This window comes from Sphingobacterium sp. UBA2610, from assembly GCF_002339225.1.
Taxonomy (GTDB): domain Bacteria; phylum Bacteroidota; class Bacteroidia; order Sphingobacteriales; family Sphingobacteriaceae; genus Sphingobacterium; species Sphingobacterium multivorum.
Map to the genome: position 1 here is coordinate 142269 of NZ_DDKA01000013.1, position 20881 is coordinate 163149.

Sequence of the window (20881 nt, forward strand, 5' to 3'; positions counted from 1 at the left end):
TTTAAAACAAGGTATTCCAAGAGTAGAGATTATCCTCCAAGAGGATTTTTTCCGCATCCAGGAGATCGCGGATAATCTCTATTCTTTTCTTTTCTGTACCTATCGTCAAACTAGCCACCAAATCGTGAATGTTTTTAGCGCCAGCGAGCAAACTACTTTTGATTTCTGCTTTTATATCTGCGCGCTGCTTTTTCTGATGATTACGGATCAGACACAAATCGCATACTTCACAGAACCCCGCATTTTTTTCTCCAAAATATAACAACAGCGACTGACTGCGGCAATTGCTACGTTCAATATAACCGATCATGCCATTGACTTCTTCTTCTTTCACCTGATGGCGATCGCGAATAAAAATATGATCGATATGCAGGTGTTTGTAATCGACGCGGTTCTGCAAAAAGGTCAATTGTGGCGCATCTGTAGAAGGCAGATAACTCGCTATTTCCAATGACTCTAACGACTTCAATAGCTCGACAACACGATCATAAGGCAGACCCAACTTACGTGCAAATTCGTATTCATTAATGAGGATATAGTTTTCAAATACACCACCATAGCTGCGTAAAATAGCCTTAATGAGCTTATCATATTTTACATACTGCACCTGAACTTTATACAATTCGGCGCTATCAATTTCAAATTTAAACCGTGAGGGGATTGTGACAGCTTCGGACAAAACCAACCAAGTGTCCCGCTCCAGAAACTTCAGCGCATTCATAACAGGAACCAATGGCAGCTGATATTTTTTGGCAAAAGCAACAACATCAAAATCTACAGTCACTCCTTCTCCAGCACCATAGGGAATCTGAAAATGATTACACAGGTAATGATAGGTCTGTTGAATAAATGGAATATCAGGGAAGCTAGCTTGCAAATTATCGACAAGCTTCTGCTCATCTGTCTTTTGATAAAGAATAACGGGATAGGCCTTCTTGCCATCTCTTCCTGCCCTACCGGCTTCTTGATAATAGGCCTCCAGTGAATCGGGCAAATCGAGGTGAATCACAAAACGCACGTCAGGTTTATCAATTCCCATCCCAAACGCATTGGTAGCTACAATAACGCGAACAACATTTGTCATCCACCCTTGCTGTTTCTGATCCCGTTCCTGCCCCGAAAGTCCGGCATGGTAATAATCTGCCGAAATGCCGTTATTGACCAAAATACGGGCTATCTCCTGCGTTTCTCGCCGGTTTCTGACATAGACAATACCGGATCCGCCCAACTTATGTATAATCCGGACCATACGTCCCATCTTATCCTCTTCTTCAATGGCCATATACGCCAAATTGTCCCGGAGAAAGCTTTTGACAAATACATTTTCTTTCGGAAAGCTCAGTTTCTGTTGTATATCGCTGATGACACGCTCCGTTGCGGTCGCTGTAAGGGCTAGAAAAGGCACCTTGGGATGCAGTTCCCGTAATTTAGCAAGTTCTAAATAGGGCGGTCTAAAATCATATCCCCATTGAGAAATACAATGTGCTTCGTCTATCGCAAATAGATTTACATTCATAAATCGTATGCGCTCCCTTACTACATCATTGTACAATCTTTCAGGAGACAGATAGAGAAATTTTATTTGCCCATAGACGCAATTATCCAAGGTAATATCCACCTCCCTCTTCCGCATTCCAGCATATATTGCGACCGCCTGAATTCCATTTTTTTTCAAATGTTCAACCTGGTCTTTCATCAATGCGATAAGCGGTGTAACGACAATACAAATCCCTTCTCGCATCAAGGCAGGTACTTGAAAACAGATCGACTTCCCTCCGCCGGTTGGCAACAAAGCCAAAGTATCTTTACCTGAAATGACCGATTGAATAATTTCTTCTTGCAGGGGTCTAAATGAATCGAATCCCCAGTATTGCCTTAAGATTGATATACTATCTTGCGTCATAAATTCTCCTTATCCCAAACATACGCAAAATTATCTTTCATGAGATAATTCTGTATCCCCAAACTATCTAACGTACGTTGTATATGCTTGGATTTTTCCTGTGAATTGGATCCATCCAGTATAACAAGTTTTGGTCTGATTTGCCTCAATAATCGGGGTAAACCATTTAATAAATTTTTCCTAACGATAACGAGGTCAGCATGTGGCATAGTTTCTACGGCATGGCACAGAATAGCGATTTTACCCAAGGGGAGCGTAACAAGATAGTTTTTACGCTCCTGGCCATGCAAAGCCACAAACTGAACTTCTTCTTTCGTCAATAATTGAATTTCTCTTCCACATGCATATTGCAAGCCCCGGGCTTGCAAAGAATCAAATGTGCTGTAAATGATACCGCGCCCACCTTTGAAATAACCGATCGTCAACTCTTGTTTCGTATTATAGACCCGAAATCGTTCTGCATCTTTATTTTCTAAGCGTTTTTGCACAGTGATCAATAGCATTCCAATTGCACAGCATCCCCCTAACCAAACGTATTTTTTATCTTTCCACTGAAAAGCATATAAACAAGAAAACAGTGCAAAATAGGTCAAAAATAGGAGCTCAAGCCCCATAGGATCAACTTTTATTGTTGAAAAAGCCCAACGGTCAATACATTTCAAACCGTATAAGATGAAAGCAATGAGATGCTCCAAGAGCAAACCCATTAAATCGTTAATCCCCTCCATTGGATTAATTGTCATGATAAAACCGAGATACATCGCTAGGGTTGAAGGAAAATCGACTAATAAGTTGGCTACCAGAAAATAAGTTGGGAATTGCCCAAAATAATAAAGACTCAGTGGTGTTGTCAGTATTTGCGCAGCAACAGAAACAGCCAATGTATCTCTCAAAAGCCGCAATATCGGTCTTTTGACCGGAAGGAATGCTTCGACAAGCGGCGAGCATATCGTCATACCCAAAACAGCTAAAAAGGACAGCTGAAAACCCACATCAGCAACCGCCCTTGGAACGATCAACAGAATCAATACTGCGGCAATAATAAGCGAATTGAGCGTTGAAAAGCCTCGTTTAAAATGCTGTGCACAGAGTACAAAACTAATCATAATAGCCGCCCGCGTAATGGGCGGATCAAGCCCTGCAATAAAAGCATATATCCAGATCATACTCCATAACAAAATTAGCGGCAACCATCTGAGATAGGAAGGCCAGGCAATTCGTTTGAAAATAAGGGATAAAAACCCGAATAAAACAGCAACATGCATTCCGGATACACTTAACACATGTATCGTTCCCGTATTGGTGAAGGCCTGTATGCTTTCGGCACTGATATCGCTCCGCGAACCATATAATAAAGCTGACACAATAGCAAAGTTCTCATCCCCTTTAATATGGGGTCGAAGCTTGAGCAAAAAATATCTTCTCATTTGTAAAGCGAGCGCAATCAACGAAAAAGTCGTTGTTTCTTGCCGGCTGATCAGCTTGTACTGACCAGAGACTGCGAAAAGTTCATGGTAGACATACTGCCTTTTCAAATACGCCCTATAATCAAACTCCATTGGATTGAATGGCGGAGCTATTTCCCGGGGCTGACCTTTTAACCACAATAGGTCACCAAACTGCAGCGTATTCTTCTGGCTGGATTTTAGGGATAACATGAGTCTACCTGTCGTTTCTATAAATTCACCTTTTTGGTAAGCCCCTATTACCTCTGTAGAAAAACGAATGATACCACGCTTCACTTTGGGCTCTTCAATAATTTTGACCACATAACGATCTGTCATTATATGGGAGAAATGACCGATTGCAACCAAAGGGTCCTCGCGCCAAAATTGGAAGATCCCAAATAATACAATAGATACATAATACCCGCAGGTATACCCGTATTTGCGAATTGTACCTTTAAAAAAATAACTAATTATCGTTAACAGAGTCATCACAACCAATACCTGCTGTATAAATTGAAAAATAGGGCGCGAAATCGGTATTTTAGGGACGAAAAGAAGTGTCGCAATATATAAGATAGCTATCTTAAGAATAGGCAGCCGCTCTAATCTTTGTGTAAAACTCAGCTCTTTCATAACTGCCACCGCAACTGTACCTTAACCTCGGATTTTCTATTGCCCTCAATTTGGTCTAATCCAGTCCCGATATGCTCTCGTCCCGGATAATAATAGACCCCATATTTGGCCCATACCTGAAGATGGCGACTTAATCGATACTGTAGGTTGAAATACATTCTCCATCCCCTTGTATTGTACATTCCAAACCCAGAGGCATATAATACGTCTCGCTCATAAGCATAGATCCGATTGTCATAACTTGCCGCATCGAAATACGCAATCCGCATATTCGACTGCAATTTTCCAGTGGTAGACTTCCAAAGTATATCCTGATAATACATATATCCGAAACCATTTTCCTGATACTCTTTTTGGAATAAATTGGCTTCTACCCGGGAGCGAATAGTCCATATTGAACTTAGGCGGTATTGAAATTCTATCCTGAACTGCTGTTTGCCGGTATTCACAAGCCCATGCTCGGTTTGCCCCTCTCCCTGGTAGTTCACTTGTTTCAATCGGTTGCGATAGCGCAACGAAAGTTGGCCTTTTTTGTACCACATGTAACTCAGCTGGCTAAAGAAATCGGCGCCTGTAGATAGCGTATCAGCCTGATACTTTGCTCCTGGAAAACGAAATACATCGGCATAATTCGACCAGAGCAATTTTCTTCCCAGTTGATAGGTAAGTCCCAAATAAGCACCCTGTTCGTTGGAGCTGTTATCCGATTCACCAAATCCTTGTCCATAAAAAGTATGAAAATTCTTCTTGTAGTCCCGAAGCAATATAACCGATGATAAACGTGGATGTAAACTTATGATAGCTCCTGTCAATAATGCTGAACCGCCATCGATACTATTGGCATATTCACCAAATAAATACGTGTTTCGAATCGTATAGTTTACGTATAAACTTATATTTCGGAGCAAATCACCTTCAAAGTCCGCCTCTTGCCGTATAGCATTGCCTTTTGTTTTAAAGGCATTCAATTGAGTCTGATTGAAATGAATACCCATTTTGATCCGTTTATAGCGCCACAATAGATTCAGTCCATAGGCTAGTTGAGATGCAGCATGACGGTATTGCTGTTCGGTTGCTGTCCGATGCAGTCCGGTACTCGCGATTGTTGAAATCGTAGCAGGAGAAGCGATACGGTGAACTTTTCCATCAATGGATCGATAGGAGATATAGGGTGTAACCTCAAATTGACCGATCTGTAGTGTCCCGGCAATGCCCCGCATAAAATTTGCCTCATTTAAGGAAGTATATGACTTTACTCCAATCCCTTGTCTTGCTGTATGCTGTACCAATCCCCCTTTTCCAAAATTCAAACCGTTCCACATACTGAGCCCTTGTCCGAATTGTAAAGCATAGTCGCCGATTACGATATTCCTGAATCGGCCAAAATGCTTTATCGATACACTTAGGCTATAGAAATCAAATCCCATTTTTTGTTTATCCCTAAAAAAGGGCTCCCCGGCATCTTTCTCCATATTGACCGCTAATTGAACCACAGCGTTCAATTGGGCTCTATACCTAAAAGCATAGCGATTGGCATCGCCGAGATAATGGGATTTCGTCGTATCGACAATACGGTACCCTTTTGCTTTTTCGAGTGTCCGGGCATATCGTACCGTAAATTCCTGTTTAAAATTTCTCGATTTCAGGGTTTCAAGAGGAGATCCGGGGCCTACCCTCACAAAAGGTAACAGTAAACTGATTACACGCTCATTAAATCCTTCAATAGACTGTAGTTCAAGCACGTCAATAAAATTTCCTGAAATGGTCCTATGCTCCAGTAGGCGCTCGATCAATAAAGGGTCCAAAAACTGTAATTCTGTGAGTTCTCTTCCATCCGTTTTGTTGAGATCGATCGGGTGTTTGAGATAATGATACCACTTTTCAGTGAATTCACTCAAATCAGCATCTGCTGCGAGCTCATCCGATAAGCTTTCAAATAAATCTTGGAGATCGATTTTTTCATTTGTTTGCGCCAAACAGGTTATTCCAATAAAACAACCTATAAAGAGCAAAATTTTGCTACAATATTTCATAATAGGTTTTAATTAATATTGGCTAAATGCTAGGCGATGAACCCTTTATCCCGGCAGAAAAACGATTCACTCCTATGAAATTAGGAAATATAAAACAATAAAAAAAGCCTGATGAAAAAATTTCATCAGGCTTTTTCTATTCTTTTATGATCAGATCAATTAAATATCAATTTTCGCATAACGTGCATTTTTCTCGATAAATTCACGACGCGGGGCAACTTCGTCACCCATCAACATCGAGAAGATACGGTCACATTCAGCTGCATTTTCAATTGTCACCTGTCTTAAGGTACGCGTTTTAGGATTCATGGTTGTATCCCATAACTGCTCAGCATTCATCTCTCCAAGACCTTTATAACGTTGTACGTGTACACTATCTTCTTTACCTGATCCTTTCAAACGTTGAATCGCATTGATACGTTGGTCTTCATTCCAAGCGTACTCATGCTCTTTCCCTTTTTTCACCAAGTATAGCGGCGGTGTAGCGATATATACATATCCTCTTTCGATCAATTCCTTCATGTATCTGAAATAGAATGTCAGGATCAAAGTTGTAATGTGGGACCCATCCACATCGGCATCGGTCATGATGATGATGCGGTGATAACGTAACTTTTCAAGATTCAGCGCCTTAGCATCTTCGGCTGTACCCACACTGACGCCTAAAGCTGTAAACATGTTTTTGATCTCCTCATTTTCGTAGATCTTATGTTCCATTGCTTTTTCGACGTTCAGGATCTTACCACGTAAAGGCATGATCGCCTGATGTTTTCTATCACGACCAGACTTGGCAGTACCACCCGCAGAATCCCCCTCGACAAAATAGATCTCACATTTTGTAGGATCATTGTCTTGGCAATCGGCCAATTTACCAGGAAGTCCGGAGCCTCCCATAACGGTTTTACGTTGTACCAAATCACGGGCTTTACGTGCAGCAGCACGTGCTTGAGCCGCAATGACAACCTTTTGAACGATAGATTTTGCCTCACGTGGATTTTCTTCCAGATAAACGCCTAAGATCTCACCTACGGCAACATCTACAGCCCCCATGACTTCAGAGTTACCTAATTTCGTTTTGGTTTGCCCTTCGAATTGAGGTTCTGCAACCTTCACTGAAATTACTGCTGTCAATCCCTCACGGAAGTCATCACCTGTAATTTCTACTTTTAAGTTCTTAAGCAAACCTGACTTGTCCGCATACGCTTTCAAGGTACGAGTCAAACCACGACGGAAACCTGCAACATGTGAGCCACCTTCAATCGTATTGATGTTATTCACATAAGAATGGACATTTTCAGAATAGGTATCGTTATACTGTAAAGCCAGTTCAACAGGGATACCTTGTTTTACGCCTTCAACATAAATTGGTTCTGGAATCAACGACTGACGGTTACCATCCAAAAACTTCACAAACTCTTTCAGACCGCCCTCTGAATAGAATGTCTCTTTCTTTTCAGAACCGTCTTCATTTGCTTCACGCTCATCATTCAACGTCAAACTCACACCTTTATTTAAAAAGGCAAGTTCACGAAGACGATTGGCCAATGTATCGTAATTATAAACCGTTGTCTGCGTGAAAATCGTCGCATCTGGATGGAATGTTACAATAGTACCCGTCTTATCCGAAACACCAACTTCCTTCACATCATATAAGGGTTTACCTATTTGGTATTCTTGCTGGAAAATCTTTCCATCGCGATGAACCTCGGCCTTCAAAAGAGTAGACAGCGCATTCACACAGGAAACACCGACACCGTGCAGACCACCAGAAACCTTGTATGTATCTTTATCAAATTTACCTCCGGCGTGCAATACAGTCATTACAAGCTCTAGAGCTGATTTATTCTCTTTTTTGTTGATCCCTGTAGGAATACCACGACCGTTATCCCGGACAGAAATCGAATTATCTTTATGGATAGTAACGAAGATATCTGTACAATATCCCGCTACAGCTTCATCGATTGAATTGTCAACTACCTCGTATACCAAATGGTGCAATCCTTTTACACCGGTGTCACCAATATACATGGATGGACGCTTACGAACCGCCTCTAAACCCTCTAATACCTGAATATTATCGGCCGAATAGGTGGATGCATTTTTATTTTCTTCGCTCATTGAAAACCTCTTAAATGTAATATTCAAAAATACGAAATTTTGGCCGATTTATCAAGTCCATAAGGAAGTATTGAGCCTATATTCCGAATTATAATACCAGGGATAATTTTACTTTTTTATTACTAAAAACTAGAATTTCGATTTTTTTATGTTAGGTTTGTTTTCAGTAATAATTTGCAAATAACAAAAAAATGAACACTATATTCTCAATTGTATCGAAAGTTTCCTTTGGCCTTTTATTGGTTGGAACTATTGCATCATGTAACCAAGGTGCAAAAACAGCAAACGAACCTGCAAAAAATGATTCCAATACGGTAAGCAAGGAGAGCCAGGGAAGTAACAAAGATAAAATCGTCTATTTAAATTCGGATTCACTTTCTGAAAAATATCAATATTTTAAAGACATTAAATCAAAGCTTGAAAACAAAGTAAAGAAAGCACAAACAGATCTGCAATCCAAAAGTACTGCGTTCCAACGGGAAGTTGCCGAATATCAAAAAAATGCCGCTACAATGTCTGCTCCTGATAGACAAGCTACGGAACAAAAACTGGCACGTAAACAAGATGAGCTTGCACGTTTAGACCAAACAGCTTCTTCTTCCATTGCAAAAGACGAGTCTGAAGAATTCAACAATGTCTATAATAAAATTACTGAATTCCTGAAAAAGCATGCTGCAGAAAATGGCTACAAGTTGGTGCTGACTTATTCGAAGACCAACCCAACTGTATTGTATGCCGACCCATCTTTGGAAATCACGAATGAGGTAATCAAACAGTTGAACGAAGAATATAAATCTTCAAACAAATAGAAGATCATCACAATTAAGGAAAGCCATCGACTAAGTTGATGGCTTTTTTTATTTTCTTTCTTATCTTGTCCTTACTAAAATTAGATTTATGGTCAGAACGATTGTTGAAAAAGAAATCGCAAACTACGAATGGATAGATATAGCTGAGCCAACTTCAGAAGACTTCGCCTTCATCAAAGAGCGCTTCAATTTGAATGAAGCTTCGATCAAGGATTCCAAAGAACCAGAACATCTACCTAAAATTGAAGAATTTGAGAATTATACTTTTGTGATTCTTCGTGTCATGTCGGACAATTTCAAAGAAAATTCAGACAGTATCGGAGAAATCACCGATCGCCTGACCATCTTCTATGGAAGTGATTTTGTGATTACGGTACACAAACGTCGCATCGAGTTTTTAGAAAAACTTAAAAATATTGAATTCACGTCCATCAAGACAAGAAATAGCCGTAAACTGGCTGTATTTATCACGACTGCAGCTGTATTTACCTTTAGCCAAACGTTAGAGCAACTTTCCACACGAATCGATGCTTACGAAGAATTGATATTCCTCAAACGCATGAAACAACAGCCGATACTGAAAAATCTTTATTTTATCAAAAGGCAGATTGATGTTGCGCGAAAGGTCATCTTTCTCTACAGGGAGGTCGTCGAGCATTTTCATTCTTCGTCAAAAAAAGATGTCTATACCCGGGATTTAAAAGATCTGCAGGTCCGGACATCAACCTTGTACGAAAACTTATCGGAAAATGTAGCTCAACTGCTTAATGTGTATTTCAACATCTCATCTAATCACACGAATGAGATTATGCGTATCCTGACAATTTTCTCCGTATTTTTTATGCCCATCACTTTTGTGGCAGGAATTTATGGAATGAATTTCAAAAATATGCCCGAACTTGAATGGTACTATGGATATCCAGTAGCCATGGGGATCATGGTGGCCATATCCCTTGCCATTTATCTGTGGTTCAAAAGAAAAGGTTGGCTATGATAAGCCAACCTTTTTCTTTGCCGTAGTAACCAAAAAATCTTTAAGATAGAATGGCTCGAAATAAGCAACATCCTCAAACTCTTTCCGCTGAAATTTATCAAAGGCCAACGTCGACAGAAAAGCCGCGGAATCATCAAATCCGCTCAATACATTCACTCGATCCGTTGCGTTGAACAAATCTTCAAATTTATCGGCACCCGAACCAAATAAATGGACACGATTGTAGTTCAGCAATAATTCATTGAAATAATCGAAATCGATAATTTCTGCTGATGTTGCTTTCACCAATGCAGCATTATGGTCATAAACAGCCGTATACACTTCCATACGACGGGCATCGATCATGGGAAGATAAGCATCACCTGCTGTTAAACCAAATTGCTCCTTATACCCTAGAAACAAAGCTTCTAACGTATTAATAGCGATTAAAGGTATATCTAACGCATAACAGAGACCTTTGGCCGTAGATACCCCTATACGTAAACCTGTATAAGAGCCAGGTCCCATGCTCACCGCCACAGCACTTAAATCCTGCATCGTTCGGTTAGTCTGTTTAAGGACTTCGGCGATCAAAATAGTCAATTTAGCCGCATGAGCATTAGGTTCATCGAGATCGAGAACCTGTAACGTTTGACCATTTTCACTCAAAGCAACCGAGCAAATCGTGGTTGAAGTATCAATTTGTAAAATTAAATTATTCATCGTCATTATAGAAATCAAGGTACAGGATCATGCCCGTGGCCGCCCCAGGGATTGCAACGTGCAATTCGTTTCAAAGCCATCCACCCACCTTTGAAGGGACCATATTTCAGAATCGCTTCCTTACCGTACTGAGAACAGGTAGGTGTATATCTACAATTAGCGCCTAAAAACGGTGAGATAAAAACTTGGTAGAAACGAATAATAGCCAAGAAAATAAAACTAAACAAGGGTCTAATCCCCTTTTTCCAAATAAACTTCAGCACATTCATCCTGCAATTTTTTCAGCATTTTATTCATTGCGGTGCTAAACACATCATACGCTAAGATCTGCTTGCCTACATATTGAATAGCTAGATACAAAGTTACATTATGTTTCAACAAAAACGGAATCAAATCATTCGATTTTTGTAAACGGTAACTCTCACGCATCATTCGTTTAATCGAATTGCGATCAACTGCTCTTTTGAACCTACGTTTGGATACGGAAATAATAGACTGACTGGAGGGAATATCGTCAGCCTCATTGTTTTTCTCGAAGATAAAAACAATTCTAAATGGATACAAGACAAAAGAAGAACCGCTTTTAAAAAGCGTATCAATACGCCTTTTCGCACATAACCGTTCTTCTTTTGTAAATGTATTTTTCATACGATGACTTAATCTTATTAGAAAAAGCTCTTATAAGCGGCCACCGATCCTTGTCAAAGATTAACCTTTGTGACGGTATTCGTCAGACACTGTAAGACGTTTTCTACCTTTAGCTCTACGTGAAGCTAATACTCTTCTACCGTTTGCAGAGCTCATGCGCTCTCTAAAACCGTGTTTGTTTCTTCTTTTTCTTTGCGATGGCTGAAATGTTCTTTTCATGACGCTATTATGCTAATTTGTTCTTACTTCAATTAATACAAAACTCCCCAAGAGGAATGCAAAAGTAAAGTTTATTTTAGACAAAAACAAACAATATTACGAACATTTAAAGTTAATGTAAAACGGATAAGCTAATTTATTCAGCTACAGCTTCAAAAAACAATTTTTCAACTACCGTAAAATAAAAATCAGCACAGTTTGACTGTGCTGATTTTTATAAATGAAGTATAAACCCTGCCCTATTTATTTTTCAGAATATCTCTGATCTCAGTCAAAAGCGTTTCTTCTTTTGTCGGTGCTGCAGGGGCCGCCGGAGCTGCTTCCTCTTTACGTTTCAACGAATTTAAAGCCTTAATAACACAAAAAATACAGAATGCTACAATTAAAAATTGAATAACCACATTAATAAAGTTTCCATAATTAATAGATACTTCAGCTTGTTTAGTCGCTTCATCAGCAGCTTTCAAAATCAATTTTTTGGATGAAAAATCAACACCCCCAGTTAAATAACCAATGGGTGGCATGATAATATCATCAACCAATGAGGTAACAATTTTACCAAAAGCTCCACCAATGACAACACCGACAGCTAGATCTACTACGCTGCCACGCATTGCAAACTCTTTAAACTCTTTTAAAAATCCCATATTTAAATTTTTTAGTCCATGAATTATGACAAAACTAATAATTGTCACATAAATCTAATTAAAATATGCTAATTTTTTATCGTTAAACTCATATTGTGCTATATTTTCTAACCCATGTCCTACTTTATAAAAAAGACATGTACCCCGCACCCCACTAATTTTTATTAACTTTAATTTCTTATATTTGCCCGTTAACTAGTAAAATATCAAGATATATTGTATATTGTTAGTACTTTATTTCATACAGTAATTAAAGCCCAGCATCAGATAGCATATCTATGAAAAAGATTCTTATAGCAGACGACCACGGCATTGTACGATTAGGAGCCTCCGTTATTATTAAAGAAACTCTTCAAAAAGCAGAAATATTCCAAGCTGAAACCTTTGACGAGGTTCTTGAAAAAATAAAGGTAGAGGATTTCGACCTATTATTATTGGACATTAATATGCCGGGAGGAAATAATATACGTGTCGTTGAGGAAATCCTTCAAATTCGGCCAAGCATTAAAATTTTGATTTTCTCATCTTATGACGAATCACTTTATGCTTTACGTTATATCGAAGCCGGAGCAGTAGGCTACCTAAACAAAACAACAGCTATGGCTGAACTTTCCAATGCTATTTTGGCTATTCAGGATAGAGGAAAGTATATGTCGAGCAACGTACAGGACCTATACATTCAGAAATTGACGCAGAGTAAGTCTGAGCTGACAAAACTAAATCCGTTGGCACGTTTGTCAAATAGAGAGGTGGACGTTGCTAAACAATTGATAAAGGGACTGGGGATTATTGAAGTATCTAGCTTGTTGGACTTAAGCCCTTCAACAGTGAGCACGTATAAAAGCAGAATCTTTGAAAAACTCAATGTTTCTAATATTCCTGAACTTATCGAACTGTTCAGAATACACTCCAACAACTAGTCATTTTGTTGGAGTGTATTTTTATCATACTAAATTAACTCATCCATCGTAACAACAGGAACATCTTTTACGTTCAGATCTTTTAAAGGTTGAGATTTCTTATAAGAATACCCCACCTCTGCTTCTAAATCCCATAGCATCGGTGCCAAAAAGTTAAGACAGGTTGTAAAACCTTGAACCGTTGCAGAAAAATCACCCGTGTCTTTCGAGTTTTTAGCTTCATTTTCGATCTCAAAGGGACCACTGAAACCACGCTCTTGCAATAAGTCAACAAACCCGCGCCAATCCATACTGTCAGATCCGCCAAAGCCTGGCAACATAGCTTCGTAATGATGTCTATCCCAGTCGTGGCCCGGTATACTTACATTCGCTTTTTTAGCCAATTCGGCGTCAACATGCTGCATGGGATACATCCCGCCCCAATCAATACGTGCAGCAGTCTGTAGATTACGCGTAGTCTTCACATGTATACGTTGTAAGCGCGTGATGTCCGTATTACGAATAACGTCTATTGGGTTTGTATTTTGCCAGACATCATGTGAAGGATCATAGATCTCACCATGAGCCTTACTTGGTATCATCGCATACATTAATTTACGAGCAGCAAGCACTGCTGGAAGATTGTTATAGGTAGAGCTATAACGTGATGAGCGCCATCCTTCCATTGGGCAGTTCTCATAAAGGATCGTTACACCTAAACTCTCTGCATAATTAACAATGGGCGCAAATACACGCTTGTATTCTTCAAGATTTTTCTGAAATCCATCAATTTGATTGCCCAATTCATGATTGTAGCCCACAAATGTCCCTACCTTAACGTTATTTGCATCACCTCCCAGCAAATGTGCAATACGGATCAATTTCAATAAATGATTTTGATTCTTCACTCGTTGCTCAGGATCTCCGCCAATCATATTTTCAAAAGCACCAAGCGAAAGTTTTAAATCAGCCTGATTGAACAGCTCAATGATTTCCCTCGCTTTTGCAGGAGTAAAATCATCATAATCCAAATGCGTTGCGGTATGATCTTCACGGGTACCATCTTTTCTAAACACACAAAGGTCTATCCCCCCTGCTCCGATTCTTTTGGTCGTCTGAATCAACTCTGGTAAGGATAATTTATCAAATGCAGAACTCATTACCCATACAGGGTTATTTAATTTTGTCGTCATAGCTTGTATAATTGTCTTATTTCGGTATTTAAAGATACTAAAAAAGCCATCCGATTGGATGGCTTTTTGTTATTTTATGGTGAATCAATTAGTCTACATTATCATGTAGGAAAGAATTGTTCGGTCTAATTTCAGTATTTCCGTCTTCAAAGGAAAGTGTAAAACGAGACACCTGAGATTGTGAAGAATGCGGTGTATCTTCCAATGACATTTGTTTCCGCTTATAAGCAGGCTCGTTTTCCAACTCATGTAGACCATTAGAAGATTTTAGTTTCATGCTCAATTCTTTAAGACGCAAGATGCGTTCTTTTGTACGAACCAGCTGATCTTCAAACGAAACTTGCTCTTCTTCTACCTGAGGGACTTCTACTTGCTCATTTGTTGTACTTGATGAAAATGTAGGTTTTTCCTCATATCCTGACGCAGAAGGAGCTGTGTAAGAATCAAACACTGTTGGCATCTGGAATTGAAACACTGACGGTGAGGTTTTCAACTGAAAATCACTATCTCCAAATGTAGTTTCCTCTTCATAACCACCATCAAAACCCAAATCATGACGTATTACCTGTGGTTCCTCAACAGCTACCTGTTGTTGTACCGCATTTCTGGGAGAAGTGAACAAGTCAGATTGCAAATTATTTGGAGTAGAAGTATTTGTAGAAGGTGCTGGTGTATCCACACGTTGAACCGGAGTTACGAAACTATTCGTAGCTGGAACTTCTCTTGGTGCTACCTGAGAAACAGGTTTGATAAAAGAATTAGCCGGTTCAGCAGTTAAGGGCATAGACACCTTTGTATTTTCACGTTCTTTATCACGTTCTTCAGATGTTTGAAAACCAGTGGCAATAATTGTTACTGACAATTCGTCTTCAAAATTCTCATCAATACAGTTACCCCAGATCAAATCTGCTGACAAACCAGCTTTTTCCTGAATGTAATCCGTAATGATCGCAACTTCATCCATAGTTACTTCTTTCGTTCCAGAAGTAATATTCAATAAAATATAGCGAGCACCTTCAATCTCATTGTCTTTCAACAATGGAGAAGCTAAGGCACCTTCCACTGCACGTAATGCACGATCTTCACCTTCGGCAACAGCATTTCCCATTATGGCAACACCACTATCGTTCATAACAGTGCGAACATCTTTAAAATCGACGTTTACATAACCAGGGATAGTTATTATTTCGGCGATACCTTTTGCCGCGGTAGTCAATATATCATCTGCTTTTGCAAAAGCCGCAGTCATGGTCAAATTACCAAAGATCTCACGAAGGCGGTCATTTGAGATCACAAGATAAGAGTCTACATATTTACGTAATTCCGAAAGTCCTTCCTCCGCTTGTGAACGACGGCGTTTACCTTCAAACGTAAAGGGCGTAGTTACAATCGCAACAGTTAAAATACCCAATTCTTTGGCAGCTTTCGCTAATACAGGACTAGCACCGGTACCAGTACCACCGCCCATACCAGCTGTAATAAACAACATCTTGGTATTGGTACCCAACATACGTTTGATATCTTCAATACTTTCGATCGCTGAATTTTCACCTACATCAGGATCTGCTCCTGCTCCCATTCCTTCGGTCAGACTTATCCCCAATTGAACTTTATTTGGGATCGGGCTCAATTCCAATGCTTGCGCATCAGTATTACACACGATAAAATCTACCCCACTAATTCCTTGTTTATACATGTGGTTTACGGCATTGCCGCCACCACCACCAACCCCAATAACCTTGATTATTGAAGATTGTTCTTTTAACATTTCAAACTGTATTGACATAACTTATCCCTATTTAACTTACAATGAAGATGATATCAAAACGAATCAAACCCACTATATGTAATGTAATAATAATATAATTTCAACAAAAGTTTTCCACATTTGTTAAATTGTGGAAAACTTCAACTATTGTGGAAAACTTACTTCTTATCTAAAAAACTTGCGTCATCGATTTCATTACCGTCTTTGATAAAACGTTTGAACCATGACAATAATCCTTGCTCCTTTTGTTGCTGTTCAGAAACTTCTTTTGTTGTCACCGTAGCGGCCTGCACTTTTTTAGATGGGGCGTGCATTTCTCTCCGGCTATCTTCCTCTTCCTCGTGCGACTGGATTCCCTTGATCAACAAGCCGATACTTGTTGCATACAACGGACTTTTCAATTCTTCAAACAACGGTTTTGGTAAAACCTCGTTCTTAGAAAGATATTCATTCGGAAATCCGATACGACAATCTATTCCAGTAATATATTCAACAAGTTGTACCAAATGTTTTAATTGAGCACCACCACCGGTAATCACAATACCACCGATCAGTTTATTTTCATATCCAGAAGATTTGATTTCATAATACACGTGCTCAATAATTTCCTCCATTCTAGCTTGGATGATATAAGCTAGGTTTTTAACAGAAATTTCTTTTGGTTCACGACCTTTTAATCCGGGCACGCAAATCACCTCATTTTCTTTGTTTTCATCAGCTAAAGCTGATCCAAAGCGAGTTTTCAACAATTCAGCTTGGGAACGCAAAACAGAACATCCCTGACGGATATCTTCTGTGACGATATTACCGCCTAAAGGAATCACGGCTGTGTGACGAATAATTCCTTCATGGAAGATGGCAACATCTGTGGTTCCACCACCGATATCTACTAATACAACACCAGCATTTTTTTCGTCTTCATCCAATACAGCTTCTGAAGACGCTAAAGGCTCGAGAATCAATTCAGCAACTTCCAGATTGGAATTATCAATACATTTTTTGATGTTTTTAATATCAGTTACACGTCCCGATATAATATGGAAATTTGCTTCAATACGACGCCCCGCCATACCGATAGGTTCGCGAATCCCCGGCTCGTTATCTACCGTAAATTCCTGTGGTAAAACATGTATAATTTCTTCTCCTGGAGGCAGTACCAGTTTATACATATCCGAAATCAGTCGTTCGATATCGCGTCGAATGATTTCGTCGTCACCATCGGTTTTGGTAAATATTCCACGGTGTTGAATACTTTTGATGTGTTGGCCAGCAATTCCCACATTCACCACTTTAATATCCACATTAGACTGCGCTTCGGCTATCTCAACAGCCTCTAAAATACTTCCCACAGTTTTCTGGATATTAGCAACTACTCCGCGGCTTACACCGGCAGAGTCCGCTTTCCCCACACCTAATAATTCAATTTTGTTTCCTGAGCTACGTCTCCCAACCGTAACACAAATTTTGGTAGTACCAATATCGAGTCCCACGATAATTGGGTTTTCTCTTTCAATTTCTGCTGCCTTTGAGTTCATAATTTCCTGTATTGTTGCTGTATTACTATAATGTATTATTTGCTACTTTTTTTGTTTGATCGCCTGAAAAACTCCAGTTTCCTCGTTTTTCACAGATGATCTGACCTCCATATTTCACATTGACAACACCGTAAGCATTTATACCTACCTTTGGCATGATCTGCGTATAAAAGGTCTTTAATAATTCAAATTTTTGTTCCAATGAATCTGCCGATCCAACAATTAATTGCTGTGTCCCTACACGAGGTACAAGTTCAATATCCTTATCCGAGTTCACATATATCTGCACAACCTGATTACTCCATAATTCGTCATTTTTGATAAATTCAACGACCTTAACCAAATCTTTAACCAATGGTGTTGCTATGGTATCCAGTGCTTCATTATATCCTTCTGCGATATTCCCTGTTGCAACCATGATGTGCGGTATATACTTCAACGTTGTCGGTATCTTCAATCCTTTGGGGTCAACATAAAACTCCTTTCCATTTTTGTTGATGATCCGCATGACAGCCTCGCGCTGATTAATATTAATTCTGATCGTACCATCCATATCGGCATGTATACTGGCATCGGACACATAAGGTAATTTACGTAAGGTTTTTTCAACTTTCTGAAAGGGAATTCCATTGACTTTCTTTCCCACGAAACTACCATAGTTATGTTCTATTAACTTAGAGATATCCGCCTGATCAATAAAGGCTTCTGTACCTTCAATGACAATCTTAATATCTTTACAAACTTGCTGCTCATCACGTTTCCCCACAATAGTCATAATCACGACGACAACAATTACACCTATAAAAAATAGTGTAAAGTAGAGGACACGATTCCATTGTATGTTACGTAATTTTTTAAGCATGCTCTAAAATTGCCTGTAACGGTTTAACCAATTTGTCAATATCACCTGCCCCAACTGTAACAATCAGTTCCGGCTTTTCATCGCGTGCAAATTCCAAGACTTCTTCTGCAGTTACAAGCTGTTTTTCCGCTGCCGTAATTTTATCCAATAACCAACTCGAATTGATCCCTTCAATAGGAAGCTCCCGTGCAGGATAGATTTCCATTAACAACAGCTTGTCAGCCATGGACAATACCTCGGCGAAACCATCCACAAAATCCCGCGTACGCGTAAATAAATGCGGCTGAAAGACCACATTTAACTTTTTCGTAGGATACAATTTCCGCATCGAAGTTAAAAATGCACGCAGTTCCTCTGGATGGTGCGCATAATCATCAATATACACCACTCCAGGTTTACGGACAATATATTCAAACCTTCTTTTCACGCCTTTAAATGTCGTCAACGCTTTCTTAATAGCTTCGTCTGCAATTCCAAGTAAACGGGCTACCGCAATCGCAGCTACCGCGTTTTCAACATTGTGGATACCAGGGATACCCAAATGAATATCATCTATTCGTCCGTTGGTATCTTGGTAATCAAAAAAGAACTCTCCATCGCGTACATGCACACTGGAAGCATATGCATCAGCGATTTCATGGCCTGAATAACTTATTTGCCCCTCAAACTCGAGGCCTTTTTTTATAATACGTGTACCTCCTTCAACAACTTTATCCAAGAACATTTGGAACGATTCAAGCAAATGGCTCCGATCGCCATAAATGTCCAGATGATCCGCATCAGAAGAAGTTACTATTGCGATATTGGGGTGAAGCGTCAGGAATGAACGATCAAACTCATCAGCCTCAACCACAACTGTATTATTATTTCCATAAAGCACATTGGTACCGTAGTTAGAACTGATTCCACCCAAAAAGGCCGAACAGTCGTAGCCCGAATCTTTCAATACATGTGCCACCATTGTAGAAGTTGTCGTTTTACCATGTGTACCAGCAACCGCTACTGTAAATCTACTTTCACTAATGATCCCCAAAACTTGAGATCGTTTATAGAGCGTATGTCCTTGTGATTCAAAAAAAGCTTTAATCTTCGAATCTTTAGGAATAGCCGGTGTAAAAATGACTAATGTCTCCGTCGTAGGTACGTTAAAAATAGCATCAATCGTATTGATATCATCCTGATAGGAGATCGCGATCCCTTCCTTGACTAAGGTTTTAGTCAGCTCAGTTTCTGTACGGTCATATCCATCCACCTCACAGCCCAAATGCTTAAAATAGCGTGCAAGGCCACTCATGCCTATACCACCTATTCCGATCAAGTAAACTTGTTTTATTGCATCTAGATTCATACTTCGTCTATTTTTTTTTAACCAATTTATACACCTCCTCGGCAATCTGCACATCAGCATTCAACTTACCGAGTTTTTTAATATTCCCACTTAATTGTGAGACATGATCTGCGTCTTTTAATAAAGTTAAAGCAGCAGGTATTAAGTCTCTTTGTGCATCACTATCCTTCACCAGTAATGCAGCACCTTTATTGACCAATGCCATTGCATTTTTGGTCTGATGATCTTCGGCCACATTGGGTGAAGGCACAAGGATAACAGGTTTTCCAACCACACAGAGCTCAGAGATGGTACCGGCTCCAGCACGGCTAATAATCAAATCTGCCGCAGCATAAGCATAATCCATGCGCTGAAGAAAGGCCAGCATCTTGATATTACCTGGAAGTTTACCTGTCAACTCCGCGTGTAGGTTTTCAACATAGAAACTACCGCATTGCCAAATCAGCTGCACTTCTTCCTCCTTTAGCTCATTCAGGTAAGCAACAACACTTTCATTTAATGTTTTAGCCCCCAAACTACCGCCAAGTACCAAAATTGTTTTTTTGTGTGGATCTAACGCAAAGAACGCTAAGGCCTCCTCTCTTTTTCCCGCTATCGCAATAGACTCGCGTCTTATTGGATTGCCGGTGAGCAATACTTTGTCCGCAGGAAAGAATTGCTCCATCCCCTCATAAGCCACACATATTTTTGCAGCCTTAGCACCAACTTTTTTGTTGGTTACACCAGCATAGGAATTCTGTTCTTGCACGACTGTTGGCACCTCCAGCTTATTGGCCATCATTAGCAATGGACCTGAAGCAAAACCACCTACCCCTACAGCCACATCCGGTCTAAAATCCTTAATTATGCTTTTTGCTTTATTTAAACTTTTCATAAGCTTAAACGGCAAAAAGATATTCTTCCACAGCTGCTTTCTATTGATTCCCTGAATGTCGAGTCCAACAATCTTATATCCTGCTGCGGGCACTTTATCCATTTCCATCCGGCCATTGGCACCCACAAATAGAATTTCATTTGCAGGATCCATTGCCTTCAACGCATTTGCAATTGAAATCGCCGGAAAGATATGTCCTCCGGTTCCACCACCACTGATAATTACGCGAATTGCCATGCTTAATTTAT

The 20881-nt window shown here is 39.7% G+C and carries 18 protein-coding genes; 3 read left to right on the top strand and 15 right to left on the bottom strand.

The features are described from left to right. Nucleotide 1: 1 nt before the first annotated feature. The 4 genes from B4Z47_RS09500 to gyrB all read right to left on the bottom strand — a co-directional run bounded on the left by B4Z47_RS09500 (nucleotide 2) and on the right by gyrB (nucleotide 8135). Nucleotides 2-1903, bottom strand: a complete 1902-nt coding sequence (locus B4Z47_RS09500) for a RecQ family ATP-dependent DNA helicase (protein WP_070564988.1) — start codon at nucleotides 1901-1903, stop codon at nucleotides 2-4. Next, nucleotides 1900-3984 (bottom strand): ComEC/Rec2 family competence protein, encoded by a 2085-nt coding sequence (locus B4Z47_RS09505; RefSeq protein ID WP_070564986.1) that lies wholly within the window; start codon nucleotides 3982-3984, stop codon nucleotides 1900-1902. Before B4Z47_RS09505 ends, B4Z47_RS09500 begins: the two co-directional genes overlap by 4 nt. Further along, on the bottom strand, nucleotides 3981-5960 hold the full coding sequence (locus tag B4Z47_RS09510) for a ComEA family DNA-binding protein (protein ID WP_201639674.1): 1980 nt from the start codon (nucleotides 5958-5960) through the stop codon (nucleotides 3981-3983). Before B4Z47_RS09510 ends, B4Z47_RS09505 begins: the two co-directional genes overlap by 4 nt. Nucleotides 5961-6176: 216 nt before the next feature. After that, nucleotides 6177-8135: a DNA topoisomerase (ATP-hydrolyzing) subunit B gene (gene gyrB, locus B4Z47_RS09515; RefSeq protein WP_286727278.1), complete on the bottom strand. Its 1959-nt coding sequence runs from the start codon at nucleotides 8133-8135 to the stop codon at nucleotides 6177-6179. Nucleotides 8136-8326: 191 nt separating this feature from the next. On the opposite strand from gyrB, the gene B4Z47_RS09520 reads away from it, so the two are divergent. Beyond that, nucleotides 8327-8944 (top strand): OmpH family outer membrane protein, encoded by a 618-nt coding sequence (locus B4Z47_RS09520; RefSeq protein WP_046673981.1) that lies wholly within the window; start codon nucleotides 8327-8329, stop codon nucleotides 8942-8944. An 88-nt stretch (nucleotides 8945-9032) separates the two neighbouring features. Further along, on the top strand, nucleotides 9033-9938 hold the full coding sequence (locus B4Z47_RS09525) for a CorA family divalent cation transporter (protein WP_070564974.1): 906 nt from the start codon (nucleotides 9033-9035) through the stop codon (nucleotides 9936-9938). On the opposite strand, the gene tsaB is transcribed toward B4Z47_RS09525, so the two are convergent. From tsaB to mscL, 5 genes are all read right to left on the bottom strand, one after another. Then, nucleotides 9933-10640, bottom strand: a complete 708-nt coding sequence (gene tsaB, locus B4Z47_RS09530) for a tRNA (adenosine(37)-N6)-threonylcarbamoyltransferase complex dimerization subunit type 1 TsaB (protein ID WP_070565305.1) — start codon at nucleotides 10638-10640, stop codon at nucleotides 9933-9935. The genes B4Z47_RS09525 and tsaB overlap by 6 nt on opposite strands. Before the next feature lie 14 nt (nucleotides 10641-10654). After that, nucleotides 10655-10909, bottom strand: coding sequence for a membrane protein insertion efficiency factor YidD (gene yidD, locus B4Z47_RS09535; protein WP_083295891.1), 255 nt, complete (start codon nucleotides 10907-10909; stop codon nucleotides 10655-10657). After that, nucleotides 10872-11288: a ribonuclease P protein component gene (locus B4Z47_RS09540; RefSeq protein WP_070564971.1), complete on the bottom strand. Its 417-nt coding sequence runs from the start codon at nucleotides 11286-11288 to the stop codon at nucleotides 10872-10874. Before B4Z47_RS09540 ends, yidD begins: the two co-directional genes overlap by 38 nt. 60 nt (nucleotides 11289-11348) lie before the next feature. Then, on the bottom strand, nucleotides 11349-11507 hold the full coding sequence (gene rpmH / locus B4Z47_RS09545) for a 50S ribosomal protein L34 (RefSeq protein WP_075991291.1): 159 nt from the start codon (nucleotides 11505-11507) through the stop codon (nucleotides 11349-11351). Between the two features lie 239 nt (nucleotides 11508-11746). Next, nucleotides 11747-12154 (bottom strand): large-conductance mechanosensitive channel protein MscL, encoded by a 408-nt coding sequence (gene mscL, locus B4Z47_RS09550; protein WP_046673978.1) that lies wholly within the window; start codon nucleotides 12152-12154, stop codon nucleotides 11747-11749. Nucleotides 12155-12432: 278 nt separating this feature from the next. Between mscL and B4Z47_RS09555 the strand changes: the two genes are divergently transcribed. Next, nucleotides 12433-13074: a response regulator transcription factor gene (locus B4Z47_RS09555; RefSeq protein ID WP_070564968.1), complete on the top strand. Its 642-nt coding sequence runs from the start codon at nucleotides 12433-12435 to the stop codon at nucleotides 13072-13074. Nucleotides 13075-13103: 29 nt separating this feature from the next. On the opposite strand, the gene B4Z47_RS09560 is transcribed toward B4Z47_RS09555, so the two are convergent. The 6 genes from B4Z47_RS09560 to murG form a co-directional block, all read right to left on the bottom strand. Next, complete coding sequence (locus B4Z47_RS09560) at nucleotides 13104-14246, bottom strand: sugar phosphate isomerase/epimerase family protein (RefSeq protein ID WP_070564965.1); 1143 nt, start codon at nucleotides 14244-14246, stop codon at nucleotides 13104-13106. 88 nt (nucleotides 14247-14334) lie between these two features. Then, nucleotides 14335-16032 carry a cell division protein FtsZ gene (gene ftsZ, locus B4Z47_RS09565; RefSeq protein WP_286727280.1) on the bottom strand — a complete coding sequence of 566 codons (1698 nt, stop codon included), beginning with the start codon at nucleotides 16030-16032 and terminating at the stop codon, nucleotides 14335-14337. 140 nt (nucleotides 16033-16172) lie between these two features. Next, nucleotides 16173-17549, bottom strand: a complete 1377-nt coding sequence (gene ftsA, locus B4Z47_RS09570) for a cell division protein FtsA (protein ID WP_070564959.1) — start codon at nucleotides 17547-17549, stop codon at nucleotides 16173-16175. A gap of 25 nt (nucleotides 17550-17574) precedes the next feature. Next, nucleotides 17575-18411, bottom strand: coding sequence for a cell division protein FtsQ/DivIB (locus B4Z47_RS09575; protein ID WP_070564956.1), 837 nt, complete (start codon nucleotides 18409-18411; stop codon nucleotides 17575-17577). Then, nucleotides 18404-19759 (bottom strand): UDP-N-acetylmuramate--L-alanine ligase, encoded by a 1356-nt coding sequence (gene murC, locus B4Z47_RS09580; protein WP_286727282.1) that lies wholly within the window; start codon nucleotides 19757-19759, stop codon nucleotides 18404-18406. The genes B4Z47_RS09575 and murC overlap by 8 nt, the downstream gene beginning before the upstream one ends. A gap of 7 nt (nucleotides 19760-19766) precedes the next feature. Beyond that, nucleotides 19767-20870 carry an undecaprenyldiphospho-muramoylpentapeptide beta-N-acetylglucosaminyltransferase gene (gene murG / locus B4Z47_RS09585; RefSeq protein ID WP_070564950.1) on the bottom strand — a complete coding sequence of 368 codons (1104 nt, stop codon included), beginning with the start codon at nucleotides 20868-20870 and terminating at the stop codon, nucleotides 19767-19769. Nucleotides 20871-20881 lie beyond the last annotated feature (11 nt).

What these genes read in the sequence shown, in the direction of transcription:
- B4Z47_RS09500 (WP_070564988.1), bottom strand. Translation starts at nt 1,903, where the DNA reads ATGACGCAAGATAGTATATCAATCTTAAGGCAATACTGGGGATTCGAT.
- B4Z47_RS09575 (WP_070564956.1), bottom strand. Translation starts at nt 18,411, where the DNA reads ATGCTTAAAAAATTACGTAACATACAATGGAATCGTGTCCTCTACTTT.
- B4Z47_RS09540 (WP_070564971.1), bottom strand. Translation starts at nt 11,288, where the DNA reads ATGAAAAATACATTTACAAAAGAAGAACGGTTATGTGCGAAAAGGCGT.
- ftsZ (WP_286727280.1), bottom strand. Translation starts at nt 16,032, where the DNA reads ATGTCAATACAGTTTGAAATGTTAAAAGAACAATCTTCAATAATCAAG.
- ftsA (WP_070564959.1), bottom strand. Translation starts at nt 17,549, where the DNA reads ATGAACTCAAAGGCAGCAGAAATTGAAAGAGAAAACCCAATTATCGTG.
- gyrB (WP_286727278.1), bottom strand. Translation starts at nt 8,135, where the DNA reads ATGAGCGAAGAAAATAAAAATGCATCCACCTATTCGGCCGATAATATT.
- B4Z47_RS09520 (WP_046673981.1), top strand. Translation starts at nt 8,327, where the DNA reads ATGAACACTATATTCTCAATTGTATCGAAAGTTTCCTTTGGCCTTTTA.
- B4Z47_RS09505 (WP_070564986.1), bottom strand. Translation starts at nt 3,984, where the DNA reads ATGAAAGAGCTGAGTTTTACACAAAGATTAGAGCGGCTGCCTATTCTT.
- B4Z47_RS09555 (WP_070564968.1), top strand. Translation starts at nt 12,433, where the DNA reads ATGAAAAAGATTCTTATAGCAGACGACCACGGCATTGTACGATTAGGA.
- tsaB (WP_070565305.1), bottom strand. Translation starts at nt 10,640, where the DNA reads ATGAATAATTTAATTTTACAAATTGATACTTCAACCACGATTTGCTCG.
- yidD (WP_083295891.1), bottom strand. Translation starts at nt 10,909, where the DNA reads ATGAATGTGCTGAAGTTTATTTGGAAAAAGGGGATTAGACCCTTGTTT.
- B4Z47_RS09560 (WP_070564965.1), bottom strand. Translation starts at nt 14,246, where the DNA reads ATGACGACAAAATTAAATAACCCTGTATGGGTAATGAGTTCTGCATTT.
- mscL (WP_046673978.1), bottom strand. Translation starts at nt 12,154, where the DNA reads ATGGGATTTTTAAAAGAGTTTAAAGAGTTTGCAATGCGTGGCAGCGTA.
- rpmH (WP_075991291.1), bottom strand. Translation starts at nt 11,507, where the DNA reads ATGAAAAGAACATTTCAGCCATCGCAAAGAAAAAGAAGAAACAAACAC.
- B4Z47_RS09525 (WP_070564974.1), top strand. Translation starts at nt 9,033, where the DNA reads ATGGTCAGAACGATTGTTGAAAAAGAAATCGCAAACTACGAATGGATA.
- murC (WP_286727282.1), bottom strand. Translation starts at nt 19,759, where the DNA reads ATGAATCTAGATGCAATAAAACAAGTTTACTTGATCGGAATAGGTGGT.
- murG (WP_070564950.1), bottom strand. Translation starts at nt 20,870, where the DNA reads ATGGCAATTCGCGTAATTATCAGTGGTGGTGGAACCGGAGGACATATC.